Consider the following 16,857-nt stretch of genomic DNA (forward strand, 5'->3'; position numbering starts at 1 on the left):
GCCTCGCGCCCGGGGCCCTAGCGGCCCTTGTTCCTGCGCCAGCCAGGGTGGGCAATTCTGAATTTCCGGATCTTGTAATTCATCACGCGGGGGCTGATGCCCAGCTTCTGCGCGGCCCGTTTCTGCACCCAGTTGCATTCCCTGAGTGCGCGCACGAGCAGCGCGTACTCGCTGTCCGCCAGCTCCGGAATGATTTCCTCGCCCGCCGCGCCCGCTGCCACCAGATCGCCGGGACTCAGCAGAGACGCAGGCGTGATCAACTCGCCGTCTTCCAGAATGACCGCCCGTTCGATCACGTTGGCAAGCTGCAGAATGTTGCCTGGCCAGGGGTATGAGGTCAAAAGCTGCATGGCCTGATCGGTGAAGCCGCTGATGGGCTTGCAGACATTTCCCGTAATCTTCCCGAGCAGCTTGCGGGCCAGAGGGGCGATGCAGTCGGGCCGGTCCTTCAGGGGCGGCACCTGCACCGGCAGCACGTTCAGCCGGTAAAACAGGTCCTCGCGAAAACGGCCCTCCGCGATCCGCCTGGCCAGATTGCTGTTGGTGGCCGCGATCACGCGGACATCCGTGAAAATGGTGCGGGCGCCGCCCAGGCGTTCGAAGGATTTTTCCTCCAGCAGCCGCAACAGCTTGAGCTGCACATCGAGGGGCAGATCGCCGATTTCGTTGAGATACACCGTGCCGCCGTTCGCCTGCTCGATCCGGCCGATGCGCTGCTTGTCCGCACCGGGAAAGGCGCCGGCCTCGTGGCCGAAAAGCTCGCTTTCCAGCGCCTGCTCGGACACGTTGGTGCACTTGATCCTGATGAAGGGCTTGTCCCGGCGGGCCGAATTGAAGTGCACGGCTCCGGCCAAAAAGCTCTTGCCCGTGCCGATCTGGCCGGTAAAGAGCATGGCGGCGTCAAAGGCCGCAAATTTGCGCAGATTGTCCACAAGCTGCCTGAAGGACGGGGTTTCCGCCACCACATCGTCAAAACTGTACACCACATCCTGGGTACGACGCAGGTAATTCAGCTCGTGATTCAGGCTGCTGTCGGCCACCACCCTTGCCACGGAGCAGCGGATACGCTCGGGCAGATAGGGTGCCACTATAAAATCACTGGCCCCTTCCCGCATGGCCTCCACAATCTGTTGCGGCTGCTCGACCGCGCTGGCGATGATCACCGGGGTTGAGGGCGTATCCCGACGGATACCACGCAGCATGCTGAAGGTATTGATATTATCGGAGTCGATCCCCAGGATGATCGCGTCGTAGTTTTCCATGCCGAGCTTCAGGCGGAAGGTGTCCGGATCGCTCTCGTAGGTGATGCGGGAAGAATCGGCCAGCGCGGCCTCGATTTCCCGCCTGTTGCCCGGCTGCCACTTATAGGCAATGAGGTGAAATTTGTGGTCTTTCATGCGACACCCCATCAAAAAAATTGTGTGTTTCCTGCGGAGGGAAACGCTGATTGAATACAATTATCGTATGTAATACAAGCCATGCGGCAGTCATTATAAGCCAAAAAAGGAATCTGTAAACTGCTTTACATTGCTGAATTCCATTTGAAATCTTCCCCATGGCAGAGTGAAATTGAACGCTTTCTTTTCGGAAACAGAGGCCAGGGCCATGCAGCGTGCGCTGGATCAGGCCAGGGCCGCGGCCCTGAGCGGGGAGGTGCCGGTCGGGGCGGTGCTCATGGGCAGGGGCGGCGAGCTCCTCGCCGAAGCGGGCAACGCCTGCATCCGGAGCTGTGATCCCTCGGCCCATGCGGAAATGCTGGCCATCCGCAGGGCGGCGGAGCGGCTGGGCAATTACCGCCTGCCTGGCTGCACTCTCTTCGTGACGTTGGAGCCCTGCATTATGTGCGCAGGCGTCTGCATTCAGGCCAGAATCGCGCGCATCGTGTACGGCGCGGACGACCCCAGGGCCGGAGCGCTGCATTCCTGCTATGCCATCGGCCGCGACGGCCGGCTCAACCATGATCTGACCGTGGCGGGGGGACTCATGGCCGATGAATGCGCTGCGCTGCTGCGCGATTTCTTCAGGGCGAGGCGGCAAAAGGCCCTATAGCGGGCAGCCGATTTTCCCGGGCAGTGGCGTGGCAGATGGAACGGAAAGAGAGGGCCGGATCCGGCGCTGGAGGGACTCGGCTTCGTCCGGCCCATCTGCCTTGAAGACAAGCGCTCTGATGCCCTGTGCCATCCGGCTTCTGTTCCTGAACCTCCGGGTACGGTTTCCTGCAAATAACCGTGATCTTGCAGTGCGCTTCCTTGGCGTCCGAGTCCAGACTATCTGGCGTAAAAGACCCGGCCGTCCTTCCTGGCCGCTCCCGGGGAGGCCGCCACGTCGGCATAGCCCAGAATGCAGTGGCCAACGCCCTCGTAATCGCCGCTGACGCCGAGCTGCCGCAGAATGGCCCTGCCTTCCTCGGAGGCGAATTCTTCCCTGGCCCGATGGATCCAGCAGGAGCCCAGCCCCAGCGAGTGGGCGGCCAGCAGCATGTTGCCCAGGACCAGAGAGGCGTCATAGAGGCCGGTGGCCACACTTTTGGGCGCCAGCACGATCAGCAGCACCGGCGCGCCGTAAAAGGGATCGAAGTCCGGCTGCCAGCCGCCGATTTGACAGTTCATGGCCGAAAGCCGGTCGCGCAAGTCTCGGTTGGTCACCGCCACCACAATGGGCGCCTGCAGGCCCCGGCCGCTGGCCGCCCACAGACCGGCCCGAATGACCTCGTCGATTGCTGCCTGCGGCACCATCTCCGGCTTGTACCGGCGCACGCTTCTTCTGTCCCGGATGGCTTCGAGAATGGGGTTCATGCTTTTCCTCCATGTTTGACAAGAACGATGGCTGGCCCCGCGGCTGCGGCCAGGGGGGCTCCTGACCAGCCATGGTAAACGGTTCGCCGCCTGGAGGCAAGTTGCGCTTTCTGCACCCCTTGCCGGACAATTCCGGTATAATGGCGCTTTCAAAAAAAGCGGCAGGCCCGCCGCACCGCTTCAACCGACAGGAGATGCCATGCCACAGTTGCGCAGCAAACGTGTCTATCTGCCGCCGGAATCCGAAGACGGCTGCCGCGTACTGGTGGATCGTCTCTGGCCGCGCGGCCTGTCCAGGGCGAAGGCGCAGCTCGACCAGTGGCAAAAGGACCTGGCCCCCTCGAGCGCACTGCGCACCTGGTTTGGGCACCGTGCAGAGCGTTTTGACGAATTCGCTCTGGCCTACCGAAACGAGCTGGAACACAATCCGCTGGCTTCGGACTTTGCCGGGGCATGCCGCGAGCTGCTGCGGCAGCGGAACGTCACCCTGCTGTACGCTGCCAGAAACGCCGGCTGCAACCACGCGCTGGTGCTGCAGGCGTGGCTCTCGGCCCGCATGCACGACCTGCCGGACCGCTGAGGCAGGCCGGCATTGCCGTTTTGTCCGCAATATCCATATTCCGTCTGCCCCAGCCGCCCAGGGGCCCGAACCACCGAAAGACTTCAGGAGAAGCGCCCTTGCCCGAACAGCACGCCCCCACCTACGATGATACCAGACCCTTTACCCTGGTCTCCAGCTTCAGTCCCTCGGGCGACCAGCCGGAGGCCATCGCCAGACTGACGGCCGGCATCAGAGCCGGACTGCGGGATCAGGTCCTGCTTGGCGTCACCGGCAGCGGCAAGACCTTCACCATGGCCCAGGTGGTGGCCCAGATCCAGCGGCCGACTCTTGTGCTGGCGCCCAACAAGACGCTCGCGGCCCAGCTTTTCGCCGAGTTCCGCGAGCTCTTTCCGCACAACGCGGTGGAATACTTCGTCTCCTATTACGACTATTACCAGCCCGAAGCCTATATCCCGGCTTCAGACACCTACATCGAGAAGGACTCGGCCGTCAACGACGCCATCGACAAGCTGCGCCACTCGGCCACCCGCTCCCTCCTCACCCGGCGGGACGTGCTGATCGTGGCCTCGGTGTCCTGCATCTACGGTCTGGGCTCGCCGGACGAGTACAAGAACATGCACCTCTATCTGGAGCGGGGAACCGACTATCCGATGGAAGAGGTGCTCCGGCGACTGGCCTTCATGCTCTACGAGCGAAACGACTACTCCTTCCACCGCGGCACCTTCCGGGTGCGCGGCGACGTCCTGGACATCTTTCCGGTGCATGAGGAGGAACGGGCGCTGAGGGTGGAATTTTTCGGCGACACCATTGACAGCATCACGCTCATCGACCCGCTGCGCGGCGTGGTGCTGGAAGACCTACAGGAAGTGGCGGTCTTTCCGGGCAGCCACTTCGTGACCGGAGCGGACAATCTCAAACGGGCCACAAAGAGCATCAGGGACGAGCTGCAGATGCGGCTCGCCGAACTGCACGCCGCCGGCCGTCTGGTGGAGGAGCAGAGGCTGGAACAGCGCACCCAGTTCGATCTGGAGATGATCGAGGAACTGGGCTACTGCACGGGCATCGAGAACTACAGCCGCCACCTGACCGGCAAGGCGCCGGGCGCGCCGCCCCCGAACCTCCTGGATTATTTTCCGGAGGACTATCTGCTGATGATCGACGAATCGCACATCGCGGTGCCGCAGATCGGCGGCATGTACAACGGCGATCACGCCCGCAAGCAGACGCTCGTGAACTTCGGCTTCCGCCTGCCCTCGGCCCTGGACAACCGGCCGCTCCGCTTCGACGAATTCGAGGCGCGCCGGCATCAGACGATTTATGTCTCCGCCACGCCCGGCCCGCATGAACTGCGGCTCGCGGACGGCCACGTGGTCGAACAACTGATCCGGCCGACCGGCCTTCTGGATCCACGCATAGAGGTGCGGCCGGCCACTGCCCAGGTGGACGATCTGCTGGCAGAGATCCGCCAGCGGGCGGAACGCAACGAGGCGGTTCTGGTGACGACCCTCACCAAGCGCATGGCCGAGGATCTGACGCGATACTACGAAGACCTGGGCGTCCGGGTGCGCTATCTCCATTCAGACATCAAGACCCTCGAACGGGTGGAGCTGATCCGCAATCTGCGGCAGCGCAAATTCGATGTGCTGATCGGCATCAACCTGCTGCGCGAGGGGCTGGATATTCCGGAGGTCTCGCTGGTTGCGGTCCTGGACGCGGACAAGGAAGGCTTTCTCCGCTCTGAGCGCTCGCTGGTGCAGACCTGCGGCCGGGCGGCACGCAACGCGAGCGGCATGGTCATTCTGTATGCCGACCAGGTCACCCCCTCCATGGCGGCCACCATCCGTGAAACCGAGCGCCGCCGCGGCATTCAGGAGGCCTACAACCAGGCGCACGGCATTGTGCCCCGCACCGTGATTTCGGAAATCAAGGACTCGGTGAACCAGCACCTCAGGGCTTCGGGCTGGACTCCGGAAGAGGAGCAGCCGGCCCTGTTCCAGAGCGCGGAACCGGAGCGGGTGTATCACAGCGGGGAGGAATTGCGGCGCGACATTGGGGAGCTGGAGCGCAGGATGCGCGAGGCGGCAGCCAGGCTGGCCTTCGAGGAGGCGGCCGGCTATCGCGACCGCATCCGGGCATTGAAGATGCTGGAGCTGGCTTTGGATTGATGTTCAGGGCCTCAGGTGATGGGCATTGTATGGGCCTCTCGCTTGTGGCGGCCCCTGTCCGCCACCAGATGAAAGGGTATCGCCTGGGGGAGTGATCTGAGGCGAAGCGACGGCAACAGGATGTGGACGCGCGGTGGACGAAGCAGCGTGGGCAGCGACGGGGCTACAGGGTGGCAGCGGCCGATGTGCATGAAAGCCGGGTGTTTGAGGAACTGCCGGGCGGGAATACGAGCCGGGCTGTGTGGGCTGATTCGGCGTATCGTTGGGCAAAGCGTCCGGATTGGCTGAAGCATGCCGGGTACAGGGAGCATATTCAGCGCAGGGGGCCAAGGCAGCGGCCCCTGTGCAAATGGGAGCGGCAGGGGAACAGAGGGCGGGCGCGAAGATCGGACTCAGGCATCTGGCCTGCAACATGGACCGACTGGGCTTTCTGGCCGGGGTCTGCAGGGTGGCGCTGCGCCCGGAGTTCGGAACAAAGGGCAAAAACGAGCAGGCTGGGGACAAAGTCCCCCGGGAAACATACGGCAGGACTGCCGGCCGGCTCCCTTAACGGCAATCCGGCTCATGCGGCCCGGGTAAAAATCCGCCCTCAAGATCCGGAAAACACGGATAACTGCATTCTGAAAGGCGCCCTATTGTCGTTGCAGGAGCTGTGGAGAGGAAGATGTTCGATGCATATGTCAGGAGCATGCCTGCCCCTGCTCTGCGGCCCGGTGATGTCGTGATTATGGACAATCTTTCCGTTCATAAATCGCAGGCTGCCTGTGATGCCATACAGGCAAGGTATGCTGAATGCCTGTTCTTGCCGGCCTGTAGTCCCGACCTGAATCCCAGCGAAAAGATGTGGAGCAAGGTGCAGCAGATATTGCGGGGAATCAAGGCCAGAACCAACGAAGACCTGGTTGCGGGAGTCGGGGAAGCCCTGGACTGCGTTTCTGCAAACGATGCCCAGGGCTGGTTCAGATCTTGTGGCTATATACAATCTTAAAGTTGAAATACTCTAGTGGAAAGAAACTCTAATCACCAAGAATGAGCAGATGAGCCTCGCCCTCCATAAGGCGTAGCCTTTTTCCTTCCTTTTGCAGAGTCGCTCCCGCCGGTCCACTCATAATAAATTCTTTGGCATCCGTAGGATTAGAGTCTGTCAATTCAAGTTGAGTCGATTCTTCAGTGCCGATATATTGGCCCTTAACTTCGTAATCCGATAAAAATGGTTTAATTGCTATTTTCAGGTTTGGATCAATCTTGATTATTTTGGCACATCCAGAGCAACCCTTACCTTGTATAATAGGAGTGGTAGTACTGATTGATATTTTTAACTTGTCTGGCCCATCTCCTTGCCGAAATATAAGTTCACCTTTCCCAACAATAGCCGACATTGAGGGGACTTCAACTGCTTTTTCTTTAGACAATGGAATGCTATTTTTCCTATCACGATTTTGATCTCCTGTTTCCGGTTTTTCATTTGCTGAATTTTTTTCTGCATGCCTTTCAGCATCTATTGTTGTCTTGGTCTCGTCAATCTGCTCTACCTCCACAGAATCCAGATTTAATAACTGTTCTTCCTTAGATTTAGTATGAAATATTTTTGCAGTTTTCCCGATACTCCCGTTCGCAAGCATATCAAAACGAAAGACGACCCGCATGGCATAGCCATCCACATCCGTTACCGTATTAAAGGTCATTTTGTCTTCACGCTTATTCTTGTGTGTTTCGTCGAGAGTCATGCCTAACAAGCTCTTGGCGCCGGTAATAGATAAAGTGCCTGAATCAGGCTTCCCCCCAGACAGACTGAACGCTAGAGGGATCTTGTTCTCTTTTTGCAGCACGGCGACCTCAAATGTCTGTTGGCCCTGGTCTCCAGAAGGCTTGGCGACCGTTACCTTCTCAAGCGCATAGGTGCTTCCGCCAAGTATAAATTCCTCTCCGGCCTTACGCCCTTTGGGAGCCGTATCCCCTTTGGGAGCCGTATCGCAGGCGCAGAGAGCAGGCGCCAGCATGAGCGCGACCATAACTGTTATCATTTTTTTCATAATGTTCTCCCATGTTATTTAACCTTGAATGAGTACTTCTTATCCTGCCTGTCCTCCGCATAAAACTTGACTGTTTCCGGTTTTTTTGATGTGGAAAACGAGAAGATGAAAGAATCATTATTTAGGGTAACTCCATCCCACTCATATTCCTCTGTCCCGGAGGTGAATGAGCACCATACTGGCACGATCATCCGCCCATCCCGGAAAGGCACTAAATATCCTGAACCGGTGATGGTGACGGTCGTCTTGCCGTCTTTGTTCGTCCCCGGGGTGAAGGTGTCGATGGTATAGGTATTGCCGTTCGAAGTGAGGGTCAGCGGTAGCCGCTCTTCTGCTCCGGCTACGACAGGGGGCGTCATAACGATCCAAAATGCCAGCAGTATTCCAGGCAGGCGCGCCATCATCCATGGGGTTGCAGCAAGGCTGTGGACTGTGCGATACTGCACCTTGCTCCACCAAACAACGGTACGATCCATGCGTTTCATAATCCATTCTTCTTGTATTGTTTTTGTTTGTTTCTCGAGAGCTTCTACTCCAGGGGCTGTATTTCAAATTCAGACTGCCAGGTGAATACGTTATCCTTGCTTGCCCAGTCGGGCTCATTGGCGCTTCCTCGATGCCAATTCTGAATGCTTTTCGGGCGTTATCCACCATTGCCTGGACAATATTCTGAAACATTCCCGCAAAGCCCATGTGTTCCGCCCCCTCAAAGGCAGCCATCAGATAGGCATGGCCTGCGGTAAAATGGTCGCAGCTCACCGTAACATTACCTGTGTGGTGTATTTCTAGTGATGTTTCTCCTCATACATTTTTGCCATGTACATTTCTACTATACGAAACCAGAAAGGTATGACTGCCTTCCGACAGGCGAACATCTCCCCACGCGGGAAGCACATCAACACGGGGTTTCAATCTGAGTATGGCAACCTCCTTTCCGGGTTATTTCTTCTGTCTCATCCATGTTTTCAGGTCATCGTTCTTGAGTCCTGACATAATTTCACGTCTATCCCTCCATATTGCTTTTTTTCTGATATTGATGCCTGCGGCATCGCAGATTCGCATGGCCTGGGCAGCCTCCTCTTCATTAATCACGCGGGTACCGCCGAAGCCGAATGGGCTGGCAAGAAGGATGCCCAGGTCTTCATAACTGGCATTATCTGTAACAATCCATATTGCCGCCTGGCGGGTCGCTTTATCGACCCGGGCCTGTTCAAGGACAGGCATGAGTCTGGCCAATTCGCGCTGTTGGGGTGATCGCCGTACGGTAAATCTGTCGCTGTCACCTGGAATGTCCTTTGGTCTGTTGGCGCAGGCGGCATCCGGCGATACGGTGTTCCATTCGTCCGTTGTGAGCAGAATCCGGCTCGCACTCGTGGTAACCATGTTTTGCGATGAAGTCTTTGCCGCAACGAAAAAGGTGCCAACCGGAATGTGCACGGTGAGCGGGTAGGGCACGCGCTTGCGTAAACGTACTGAAACCTTCATAATGCCGCTGCCGGTGGCCTGTACCTCGATCTTTTTTTCTGCAATGAGATCAACTATATCCCGGCCTTCGCGGATGTCCCTGAGGGCTTTCCGGGCTTCGCTTTCCTTTTGATGGCCTGGAAATTCTTCGAGAAATTTGTTGAGTGATGCCTCGGTGCCATCTTTGAGAGCGGCCTGGAACGGGGCTTGCTCCTTAAGCAGCTCAGCGGCCTTGGCCTTGGCTGCCGGCAGGTGTCGCCCCTGAGGTTGAGCTGCGCTGTAATCCAGGTACGCTTTAACTGTGTTGTTGTTGGTGGCTTCCTGCCAGAACAGGGTGTCGAGGCGCTCTTTTGCTTCAGTGAAGTACCGGCCATCACTGTGCAGTTGAATGTATTCTTCAAATCCCTGGATTGTGTTAGTGGAAACTGCGCCTTTCCAGTACAGGGTGTCGATGTTGTTTCTGGCTTCAGCAATGTGCTGACCGTTGCCGTGCAGTTGAAGGTACCGCTCGAAGCCCTGAACCGTGTTTGCCGCAGTGGCCTCCTGCCAGTGCAGGGACTCGATGTTGTTTCTGGCTTCAGCAATGTGCCGGCCGTTGCCGTGCAGTTGAAGGTACCGCTCGAAGCCCTGAACCGTGTTTGCGGCGGTGGCCTCAGTCCAGCCGTGTTGATCGTACCGTGTTTTCGCCTCGCCCGCGTGACGCCCGCCAGGCCATGCCCTGATGTAGGATTCGTAACCGGCCGTTTCGTCCTTATGAGATACCCACTGCCAATGCAGTTCGTCACGTGTGGCCGGAGTGATCGCAAGGACAAAGACCGCGACCATGAGTATGCCGATTATTGCTCCGGTTGTTTTCTTCATGGTGTATGTACTCCTGTACAATGCGCATGTTCATAAGCAGAACAAATAAACAGTGTCGTAAGGCGTGAACCATGCGATCGGCTGTTTTGCTTGGTAAAAACTACTTTATAAACGACGATAAATTAATGCTCTTGCCGTTAGAAAAATTCAAGGTAAATGAATGCGAGGACTTATTAACGGCGATAGCGCATTGTGAAATATTGTTTAAAGAAACACATGCTTTGTTGTCAAACATAACGTTTTTTTCATCGGTTACTCCTTTTATAATTTTTGGAATACTACCAGCAATCTCTTCTACTTCAATAATCAGGCATGCTTGTTCATCAGTCATTCCTGTTGGGGCTAAAATCATGCCGCCACGATTTAACCCTTTACCTACATAAACATTTAATATTTTAAATTGAGTGTCTCCAACTGAAAAGATAGAGTTAGCTTGATTGGTTGATTCGGCATAAACATGGGCAGTCAAAAATAATAAGGATAAAATTATTAAAAAAATTTTATTTTTTCGTCCTTTTACATGACTGCTTTCTTTTTTATTTTTACTCTTCACTGTTAACAGCATACCCATTTCCTCCATTTAGCATAAATTTAACGACAAAGTCAGTCAGATGCCGTATGAATATTGCCAACTCGACCAGAATCCCGCCCTGGCCTTTTAACTGTCTGCGCCTCCCCTGATGGCGCACTTGCAATGTGAGTCTATCCTCCTCAACAAAATTAGATAGCCTATCCGCCATTATGCCCTGTCTGGATGACTGGTTCAACTGGCCGATAATCTTACAAATTTCTTTTTATCCCCTGCAAGTTACGTTTTGCTCGTTCATTTGCGGGATTTACCTTGACAGCCTTTTCAACCCATTTAACACCCTCACGCAAATTGCCTTGATTCGCTAATGCACAGCCATAACTCATAAGAGCAGTATCGTTGTATGGGTTGATGTCAGCGGCTTTCTTATAGCAGGTTGCGGCCCTCGACATGTTTGAAGACGCAGTCCTATCGCCTTCCTGTGCTGCTTCAACTGATGCCAATAATTGTTCAAGTTCGTCAATGCGTAAACGGCGAATCAAACTCAAAGCACTTTGATCTTCCATTATAATGTCTGGCGTCTCCTCACCCTTTTTTTCTTTAATGACAGCGTGATAGAGAATAGGATTCAAGCCGCTGACACGCACTCTTTCCGCAGAGGATAAACCACCAAGGAAAGACTTTGCCCCTTCATCAGATTTGTCTTCAAACAATTGACTGGCAGGCGGTGCATTCAAATTGCGAATGTCCAGCGGTTCTGTTTGTGTTTTTTGTTCCACTGTCAGGCGGTTTGCAATGGCGTATGCAAACAGCGACAGCGGCACGATGATGCGGAGTTGATTAACAAAATAATGGGTATTCATTTTTCCGAAACTGATAAATCGCCACATGTTCCAAAGAAGCAGGATAATGCTGCAAGCACTTGCCGCCATCAGCACATAATCTGTCAATGGCAAACGCCATTTTCTTGCCAGCAGTAATCCGCCGTAAAGGAGGTAAGCAATAATTCCGGCAATATACAGGATAAACCTCGCATTGATGTGGAAATCTGCCATTTGCGTAGTCCACCGGATTTCTAAGATGAGCTGGAGAGCATACGCGGCAATTATCCATCCGCCCACCGTGCGGGAGTAGTCCTTCTTCTGCAGGAAGGCGATTCCCATAACGATAAAAGAGACGAAGATTAAAAATTTACCCGAAAAAGGCAGCAGTATGTGTAGTCGATCCGTAGCGTCATAATATGGGTTAATGAATACATGGCTAAGGTTGAACAAACACAGATGGATGCCGAAAACAGCGAATGCCGTCAGCCACATCAATGCCTTTTGCCGCAAGCCGGGTTTCGGTACATTCCCCGTGGTGCCGTCGGGACGACTGCCGTAGCGGTTGCCGCCCGCACTGCCATCCAGGCACATCAGTACGATGAACCAGATGCCGCCCACCAACGGAACGAGACTGACGAGCAGCCACCAGCCGCTGCGCCCCGTGTCGTGCAGACGGCGAACGCCGAGCGCCATTGCGGGAACAGCCGTTGCGCTGTAGTAAATCGCCAACAGTCTGTCGCTTCCCTGACTGAATGAATAGCCGAACAGCCCCGACAGCAGTCCGGCGGCAAAGCCCCATGCCAGTGCAAACAGCAGGTTGAACAGGACAAACATCCAAAGCTCTCGCCGGCCTGCCCGGCCGCTGAAATCGGCATACTGCCGGAATGCCTTGATAAACCATTTCATGTTTTCCCTCTGTTTCAGTAAGACCGCGAGCGTCTGGGAGGGCGCGCGGATCAGCCACCCTCCAGGCTGCCGCCCGTAAATACCCCATTGGTCAAGTCAGGAGCGGTTCCGGTTTTGGCCGTCATAGCCGCCGTCTTTGCTGCAAGCGCCACGAACACCAGCGGCAGAGCAAGGACCGGCGCCGAAAGTTTCGTCGCGGATTGCATCGTTCATCCTTCATTGTACTGCTCCTTCAGAAAAAGCCGGCCAGCCCGTGCCGCCGGGTAGCCGTCCGCCAGCCGCGCTTTGACGGAACACGGCCCGGAGGGTAAAAGGCTCAGGGCGGCACACCCGCGACCGCTTCAGTTCCCGGTCGGGGAAAAGCCGGCTTTGCCGCCTCGCTCCGCAACCAGAGACAGAAGATCGCGTCTGTCTCTGGCGTGGCGGCCGGAACGCTCAGAAGAAGACCCGTATGCCGGCATAGATGTTGTGGCTGAAATATTCGTCTTCTCGTGTGTCGAAATAGCGGTACTTGACATCGAGGCTGATCCTGTCGCTGACGGCATAGCTCACGCCAAAGCCGAGCTGAAAGGCAAAGACCGTATCATGGTCACTGGCAGCAGGTATGCCCGAACCCGGTACTTCCACGTCGTTGACCTCGACCCTGGCCATGCCGATGCCAGCGGTGACAAAGGGGGTGAAGGCGCTGGAGTTCTTGAAGTCGTAGTAGCCGTTGAACAGGAAGGCAAGGCTGGAGCTATCGCCATTTAAATCCACCTCCTGCCCCATAGCTTTGCCTTTATCGAAATCGTTTTTCTGCCAGGCCAGCTCTCCCTCGACCCGGATGTTCTCGAAGGCATAGCCCACCGCCGCCCCGAGCGCCAGACCAAGGTCGGAATCGATATTCACTGCTACACCTGAATCTGTAGTAGTGTCAGCATCATTGAGTATGGCCATGCCCAGGTTGCCGCCGACATAGAGTCCCTCGGCATCGGCGGCAAAGGAAGAGAGCGGCAGAAATGTGGCAAGAGCGACAAGCAGAACAAGATGTTTCTTCATTTTCAGTTTCTCCTGGAAAGAATTCGTGATTGCCTTGTACAAAGCTTTGTAAAACGATGTGGACAGACATTGTTCTTCGTTACATGGCGCACCTCCTCTTTCATGCGGACGATTGACGGTTCTTCGTTCCGGGCGGCTGACGTTCCATGGTCTTGCCGTCCCTCCTCCCTGTGTCGAAATACGGGCCTCGGCCCGCGTGTCCGCCGCAGCCCTGCTGGCGGAACATGCCGGATCCGCCGGCACTTTTGCGTGTTCCCGGCTGGGGATTTATGCCCTTTTCTTGCATCTTCTGATTGCTTCGACAATATCCTGTTTGTTGATTCCGAGCTCTGCATTGAGCACGTCAACTTTTTTGTTTTTCCTCACCATCAGTACAATGCATGTAATGGAAATAATAAACCAAAGTATAAGGCCGAGAAGTGCTAGCGGATAAATTATGAGGGGCGCTGCCATGACGACTGCAAAGTTTACCATGCCATGAATATACGCACGGTTGTATGCGTTTTTCCATCTGAAGAACAAGTCCGGATTGAATTCTCGTCTGAAATCCTGCGGGCTAAGTCTTTCTATTGTACTCATATGATTGACATGTTCATTTGATTTCTATCTGTATGGCACAGCCTTCGTTGGTGCCGTTGCCATTTTTCCAAATACGCAGTTCGAGGTATTCGCAGTTTTCTCCGGGCGGACGGCGAAACATCCTCAGATTGTCCGCTTGTTCAAGTTTTTTGGCCTCTGCCACATCTTCCTTCGAAAATAAAACGACAAAGGCATAAGATGCCCCGTCGCTCATTAGCGGCACCCGAAAATTCACGGTCTTCCCGTTGCCGGTATTGGCCCTTTTCTCGACCAAGGCCGATGCCGCTTCGTCGTAATAGAGGAAGTAAACATCCGCGTTCGGGATATTTTTCTCCCCTTCCAGATAATTAACCTTTACTTGAAACATTTCTTTTTGCGGTGGCCTATTCTTACTGCTCCCGAAGGTCTGGCCGTAAAGGCCGACGGATGCCGCCAATATGATCGGCAACATCACCATCATCATTTTTCTTTTCATTTTCCTTTTCCTTTTTGATTTCATTTGGATTTGTTTGGATGAATAGTCCTCAGTCCTGCGGCGTGGTGGTGTTCTTGAGCACGGCATACACCGATTTTGTCCCGCATCCGTTCAATTCCAGTTTCACCTGTCCGTGTATCTCGGCTTTCGTGACGCTCAGGTTGCAGATAAACGGTCTTTCGTCCAAAACGATTTTGTTGCCGGCGACGTCAATGGGCTCCGTAGTTTCGATTCCCCCTTTGAATTGCAGGTTTTCAATCTTGCTGCGTCCCGATGCATCCGTTGCAATCACGTTATAGCCATTAACCGTAGTGATGGCGAAATTCGTTTGCATTTCCGATCGCTCCGAATACTTGAAAATACTTTCCCTGCCCGGCGCCTTGCGCTGCCTGTCAAAATGGGCCGGCGTGAGTTCTATTTCCTTTCCGGAGATCGCGATTTTTGTAACTCGCTTCAAATCGGCTGACAGAGTCATCTTCAGCGTCACATTTTTCGAGTTCTCGAAAGGTATCTCTCCCGAATATTCCTGTTCGGAGGAGAAGACCGGCGTCTCAGCCGCCGCAAGGGCCGCAGCCGCGAAGACCAGCAGCACGGCCGCCACGGTAAAGCCCAACCTCGACCACAACTTCATGTCATCCTCCTGTGTGTGAAAAATACGGGCCACGGCCCGCGTGCCCGCCGCAGCTCCGCTGGCGGAACATGCCGGATCCGCCGGCGCGCCCTGTCCGGGAAAATTCGCGCCTACTGCAGCTTCTGCAGGGCGGCCCTGGCATCGGCATGGCCCTGGTCCGCGGCTTTGCGGAACCAGGCGGCCGCCTCCTTCTTGTCTTTAGCCACGCCATCGCCGTTGAGGTACATCAGCCCCAGATTGAACTGGGCCTTGGCAAAGCCCTGCTCCGCGGCTTTGCGGAACCAGGCCATTGCCTCCTTGTCGTCTTTGGCCACGCCTTTGCCTTCGTAGTAGCTATTGCCCAGATTGAACTGGGCCATGGCAAAGCCCTGCTCCGCGGCCCTGCGCCACCAGGCCGCCGCCTGCTTGTGATCCTGGGCCACCCCCTCACCACTGTCGTACATCAGTCCCAGAATGAACTGGGCCTGGGCATGGCCCTGCTCCGCGGCTTTGCGATACCAGGCGGCCGCCTCCTTGTAATCCTGGGCCACACCTTCGCCTTTGCTGTACATCAGCCCCAGACTGTACTGGGCCTGGGCATCGCCCTGCTCCGCGGCTTTGCGAACCCAGGCCATTGCCTCCTGCTTGTCTTTGACCACGCCTGCGCCTTCGTAGTACATCAGCCCCAGATTCAACTGGGCCTGGGCATCGCCCTGCTCCGCGGCTTTGCGATACCAGGCGGCCGCCTCCTTGTAATCCTGAGCCACGCCTTCACCTGTGCGGTACATCTCGCCCAAATTGAACTGGGCCTGGGCATCGCCCTGCTCCGCCCTGGCACGCAGCGCGGCCATGTCTTCCCCTGCCCAGGCCGCAGCCGCGAAGACCAGCAGCACGGCCGCCACGGTAAAGCCCAACCTCGACCACAACCTCATGTCATCCTCCTGTGTGTGAAAAATACGGGCCACGGCCCGCGTGCCCGCCGCAGCCCTGCTGGCGGAACATGCCGGATCCACCGGCGCGCCCTGTCCGGGAAAATTCGCGCCTACTGCAGCTTCTGCAGGGCGGCCCTGGCACCGGCATGGCCCTGGTCCGCGGCCCTGCGGTACCAGGCGGCCGCCTCCTTGTCGTCTTTGGCCACGCCATCGCCGTTGTAGTACATCAGCCCCAGATTGAACTGGGCCTGGGCAATGTCCTGATCCGCGGCCCTGCGGAACCAGGCGACTGCCTCCTTGTCGTCTTTGACCACACCTTTGCCTTCGCGGTACATCACCCCCAGATTGTTCTGGGCACCGGCATGGCCCTGGTCCGCGGCCCTGCGGAACCAGGCGGCCGCCTCCTTGTCGTCTTTGGCCACGCCATCGCCCTTGTAGTACATCAGCCCCAAATTCAACTGGGCCTGGGCATCGCCTTTTTCCGCCGCGCCGCGCAGGGCGGCCGCCCTGTCTTCTCCCCCAGAGACATCCTCCGTTATATAGACAGGGACTTTCTCCCACCCGCCGGTGAGCGGCATAAAGTTCGTCACCCCCAGATGGGGTTGGCCGGTGGCATCCTTGATAAAAACGCCGATATCAACGCCGGGCTCATCACGGGCAAGGATCGAATATTCACGGCCAGCCAGAAAATTATATGTGAACATCAGAGGTTTTTTTGACCACACCGTTCTAGTGGGATACTCCCCCGCGCCTTGAAGCGATGTGTGGCGGTAATCGAAGACAAAGGTATGCGTGCCCGCCGGAACACGTACCTGCACCCAGTCGTCGGATTTCTTCCTTGCCCACGTGACGGGATGTCCGTCCAGCGTCTGTACGGTTATGGCTTCTTCGATGTTGAGCGTGCAGAGTTTTTCCGCCGGCACATCACCGGTGTAGGGAATAATGGTTGCAGACGTGTACCAGCTGACGCAGCCGGCAAGCATGAGGGCAGCGCCAAGCAATGAGAGCAACAGGACAAAGCGTTTCATATCTTTCCTCCCTGAGTTGGAATAGCGCCAACCGGCTTTGCCAAACAAGCAGTCCG

Annotated in this window: 19 protein-coding genes; 5 read left to right on the forward strand and 14 right to left on the reverse strand. The window is 56.2% G+C overall.

The window, feature by feature from the left end; genetic code table 11:
* Window positions 1-17: 17 nt before the first annotated feature.
* The gene (locus CAY53_RS09510) at window positions 18-1,397 is read right to left on the reverse strand and encodes a sigma-54-dependent transcriptional regulator (protein WP_104936907.1); all 1,380 of its coding nucleotides are present in this window, start codon (window positions 1,395-1,397) and stop codon (window positions 18-20) included.
* Window positions 1,398-1,569: 172 nt separating this feature from the next.
* Between CAY53_RS09510 and tadA the strand changes: the two genes are divergently transcribed.
* Window positions 1,570-2,049 carry a tRNA adenosine(34) deaminase TadA gene (tadA, locus tag CAY53_RS09515; RefSeq protein ID WP_245874796.1) on the forward strand — a complete coding sequence of 160 codons (480 nt, stop codon included), beginning with the start codon at window positions 1,570-1,572 and terminating at the stop codon, window positions 2,047-2,049.
* Window positions 2,050-2,267: 218 nt separating this feature from the next.
* Here the strand turns inward: tadA and CAY53_RS09520 are convergent, their stop codons facing one another.
* A complete protein-coding gene (locus tag CAY53_RS09520) occupies window positions 2,268-2,795 on the reverse strand; it encodes a nitroreductase (protein WP_104936908.1) in 528 nt (175 codons plus the stop codon).
* Between the two features lie 199 nt (window positions 2,796-2,994).
* Here CAY53_RS09520 and CAY53_RS09525 point away from each other — a divergent pair, with 199 nt between their 5' ends.
* The 4 genes from CAY53_RS09525 (at window position 2,995) to CAY53_RS14135 (ending at window position 6,510) form a co-directional block, all read left to right on the forward strand.
* Window positions 2,995-3,375: a DUF488 domain-containing protein gene (locus tag CAY53_RS09525; protein ID WP_104936909.1), complete on the forward strand. Its 381-nt coding sequence runs from the start codon at window positions 2,995-2,997 to the stop codon at window positions 3,373-3,375.
* A gap of 98 nt (window positions 3,376-3,473) precedes the next feature.
* Window positions 3,474-5,522 (forward strand): excinuclease ABC subunit UvrB, encoded by a 2,049-nt coding sequence (uvrB, locus tag CAY53_RS09530; RefSeq protein WP_104936910.1) that lies wholly within the window; start codon window positions 3,474-3,476, stop codon window positions 5,520-5,522.
* 343 nt (window positions 5,523-5,865) lie between these two features.
* On the forward strand, window positions 5,866-6,072 hold the full coding sequence (locus tag CAY53_RS12960) for a hypothetical protein (RefSeq protein ID WP_181040257.1): 207 nt from the start codon (window positions 5,866-5,868) through the stop codon (window positions 6,070-6,072).
* 84 nt (window positions 6,073-6,156) lie between these two features.
* Entirely contained in the window at window positions 6,157-6,510 is a 354-nt protein-coding gene (locus tag CAY53_RS14135) for a transposase (protein WP_425430781.1), read from the forward strand.
* Between the two features lie 28 nt (window positions 6,511-6,538).
* Here the strand turns inward: CAY53_RS14135 and CAY53_RS09545 are convergent, their stop codons facing one another.
* The 12 genes from CAY53_RS09545 to CAY53_RS13790 form a co-directional block, all read right to left on the reverse strand.
* Window positions 6,539-7,555, reverse strand: a complete 1,017-nt coding sequence (locus CAY53_RS09545) for a hypothetical protein (RefSeq protein WP_104936913.1) — start codon at window positions 7,553-7,555, stop codon at window positions 6,539-6,541.
* A gap of 14 nt (window positions 7,556-7,569) precedes the next feature.
* On the reverse strand, window positions 7,570-8,040 hold the full coding sequence (locus CAY53_RS09550) for a hypothetical protein (RefSeq protein ID WP_104936914.1): 471 nt from the start codon (window positions 8,038-8,040) through the stop codon (window positions 7,570-7,572).
* Window positions 8,041-8,494: 454 nt separating this feature from the next.
* On the reverse strand, window positions 8,495-9,880 hold the full coding sequence (locus CAY53_RS09555) for an outer membrane protein assembly factor BamD (RefSeq protein ID WP_104936915.1): 1,386 nt from the start codon (window positions 9,878-9,880) through the stop codon (window positions 8,495-8,497).
* A gap of 100 nt (window positions 9,881-9,980) precedes the next feature.
* Entirely contained in the window at window positions 9,981-10,445 is a 465-nt protein-coding gene (locus tag CAY53_RS12740) for a hypothetical protein (RefSeq protein ID WP_181040258.1), read from the reverse strand.
* Window positions 10,446-10,660: 215 nt separating this feature from the next.
* Window positions 10,661-12,139, reverse strand: coding sequence for a DUF805 domain-containing protein (locus CAY53_RS09565; protein ID WP_245874797.1), 1,479 nt, complete (start codon window positions 12,137-12,139; stop codon window positions 10,661-10,663).
* 50 nt (window positions 12,140-12,189) lie between these two features.
* Window positions 12,190-12,345 (reverse strand): hypothetical protein, encoded by a 156-nt coding sequence (locus tag CAY53_RS12965; RefSeq protein ID WP_181040259.1) that lies wholly within the window; start codon window positions 12,343-12,345, stop codon window positions 12,190-12,192.
* A gap of 229 nt (window positions 12,346-12,574) precedes the next feature.
* On the reverse strand, window positions 12,575-13,177 hold the full coding sequence (locus CAY53_RS09570) for an outer membrane protein (RefSeq protein ID WP_104936917.1): 603 nt from the start codon (window positions 13,175-13,177) through the stop codon (window positions 12,575-12,577).
* A gap of 267 nt (window positions 13,178-13,444) precedes the next feature.
* Window positions 13,445-13,756 carry a hypothetical protein gene (locus tag CAY53_RS12970; RefSeq protein ID WP_104936918.1) on the reverse strand — a complete coding sequence of 104 codons (312 nt, stop codon included), beginning with the start codon at window positions 13,754-13,756 and terminating at the stop codon, window positions 13,445-13,447.
* A 13-nt stretch (window positions 13,757-13,769) separates the two neighbouring features.
* Window positions 13,770-14,231 carry a hypothetical protein gene (locus CAY53_RS09580; RefSeq protein WP_146106482.1) on the reverse strand — a complete coding sequence of 154 codons (462 nt, stop codon included), beginning with the start codon at window positions 14,229-14,231 and terminating at the stop codon, window positions 13,770-13,772.
* A 49-nt stretch (window positions 14,232-14,280) separates the two neighbouring features.
* Window positions 14,281-14,862 (reverse strand): hypothetical protein, encoded by a 582-nt coding sequence (locus CAY53_RS09585; RefSeq protein WP_104936919.1) that lies wholly within the window; start codon window positions 14,860-14,862, stop codon window positions 14,281-14,283.
* A 110-nt stretch (window positions 14,863-14,972) separates the two neighbouring features.
* The gene (locus tag CAY53_RS09590; RefSeq protein ID WP_104937529.1) at window positions 14,973-15,773 is read right to left on the reverse strand and encodes a tetratricopeptide repeat protein; all 801 of its coding nucleotides are present in this window, start codon (window positions 15,771-15,773) and stop codon (window positions 14,973-14,975) included.
* 110 nt (window positions 15,774-15,883) lie between these two features.
* A complete protein-coding gene (locus CAY53_RS13790; protein WP_219842660.1) occupies window positions 15,884-16,801 on the reverse strand; it encodes a tetratricopeptide repeat protein in 918 nt (305 codons plus the stop codon).
* Window positions 16,802-16,857: the final 56 nt, after the last annotated feature.

It is taken from the genome of Desulfobulbus oralis, from assembly GCF_002952055.1.
GTDB classification, from domain to species: Bacteria; Desulfobacterota; Desulfobulbia; order Desulfobulbales; family Desulfobulbaceae; genus Desulfobulbus; species Desulfobulbus oralis.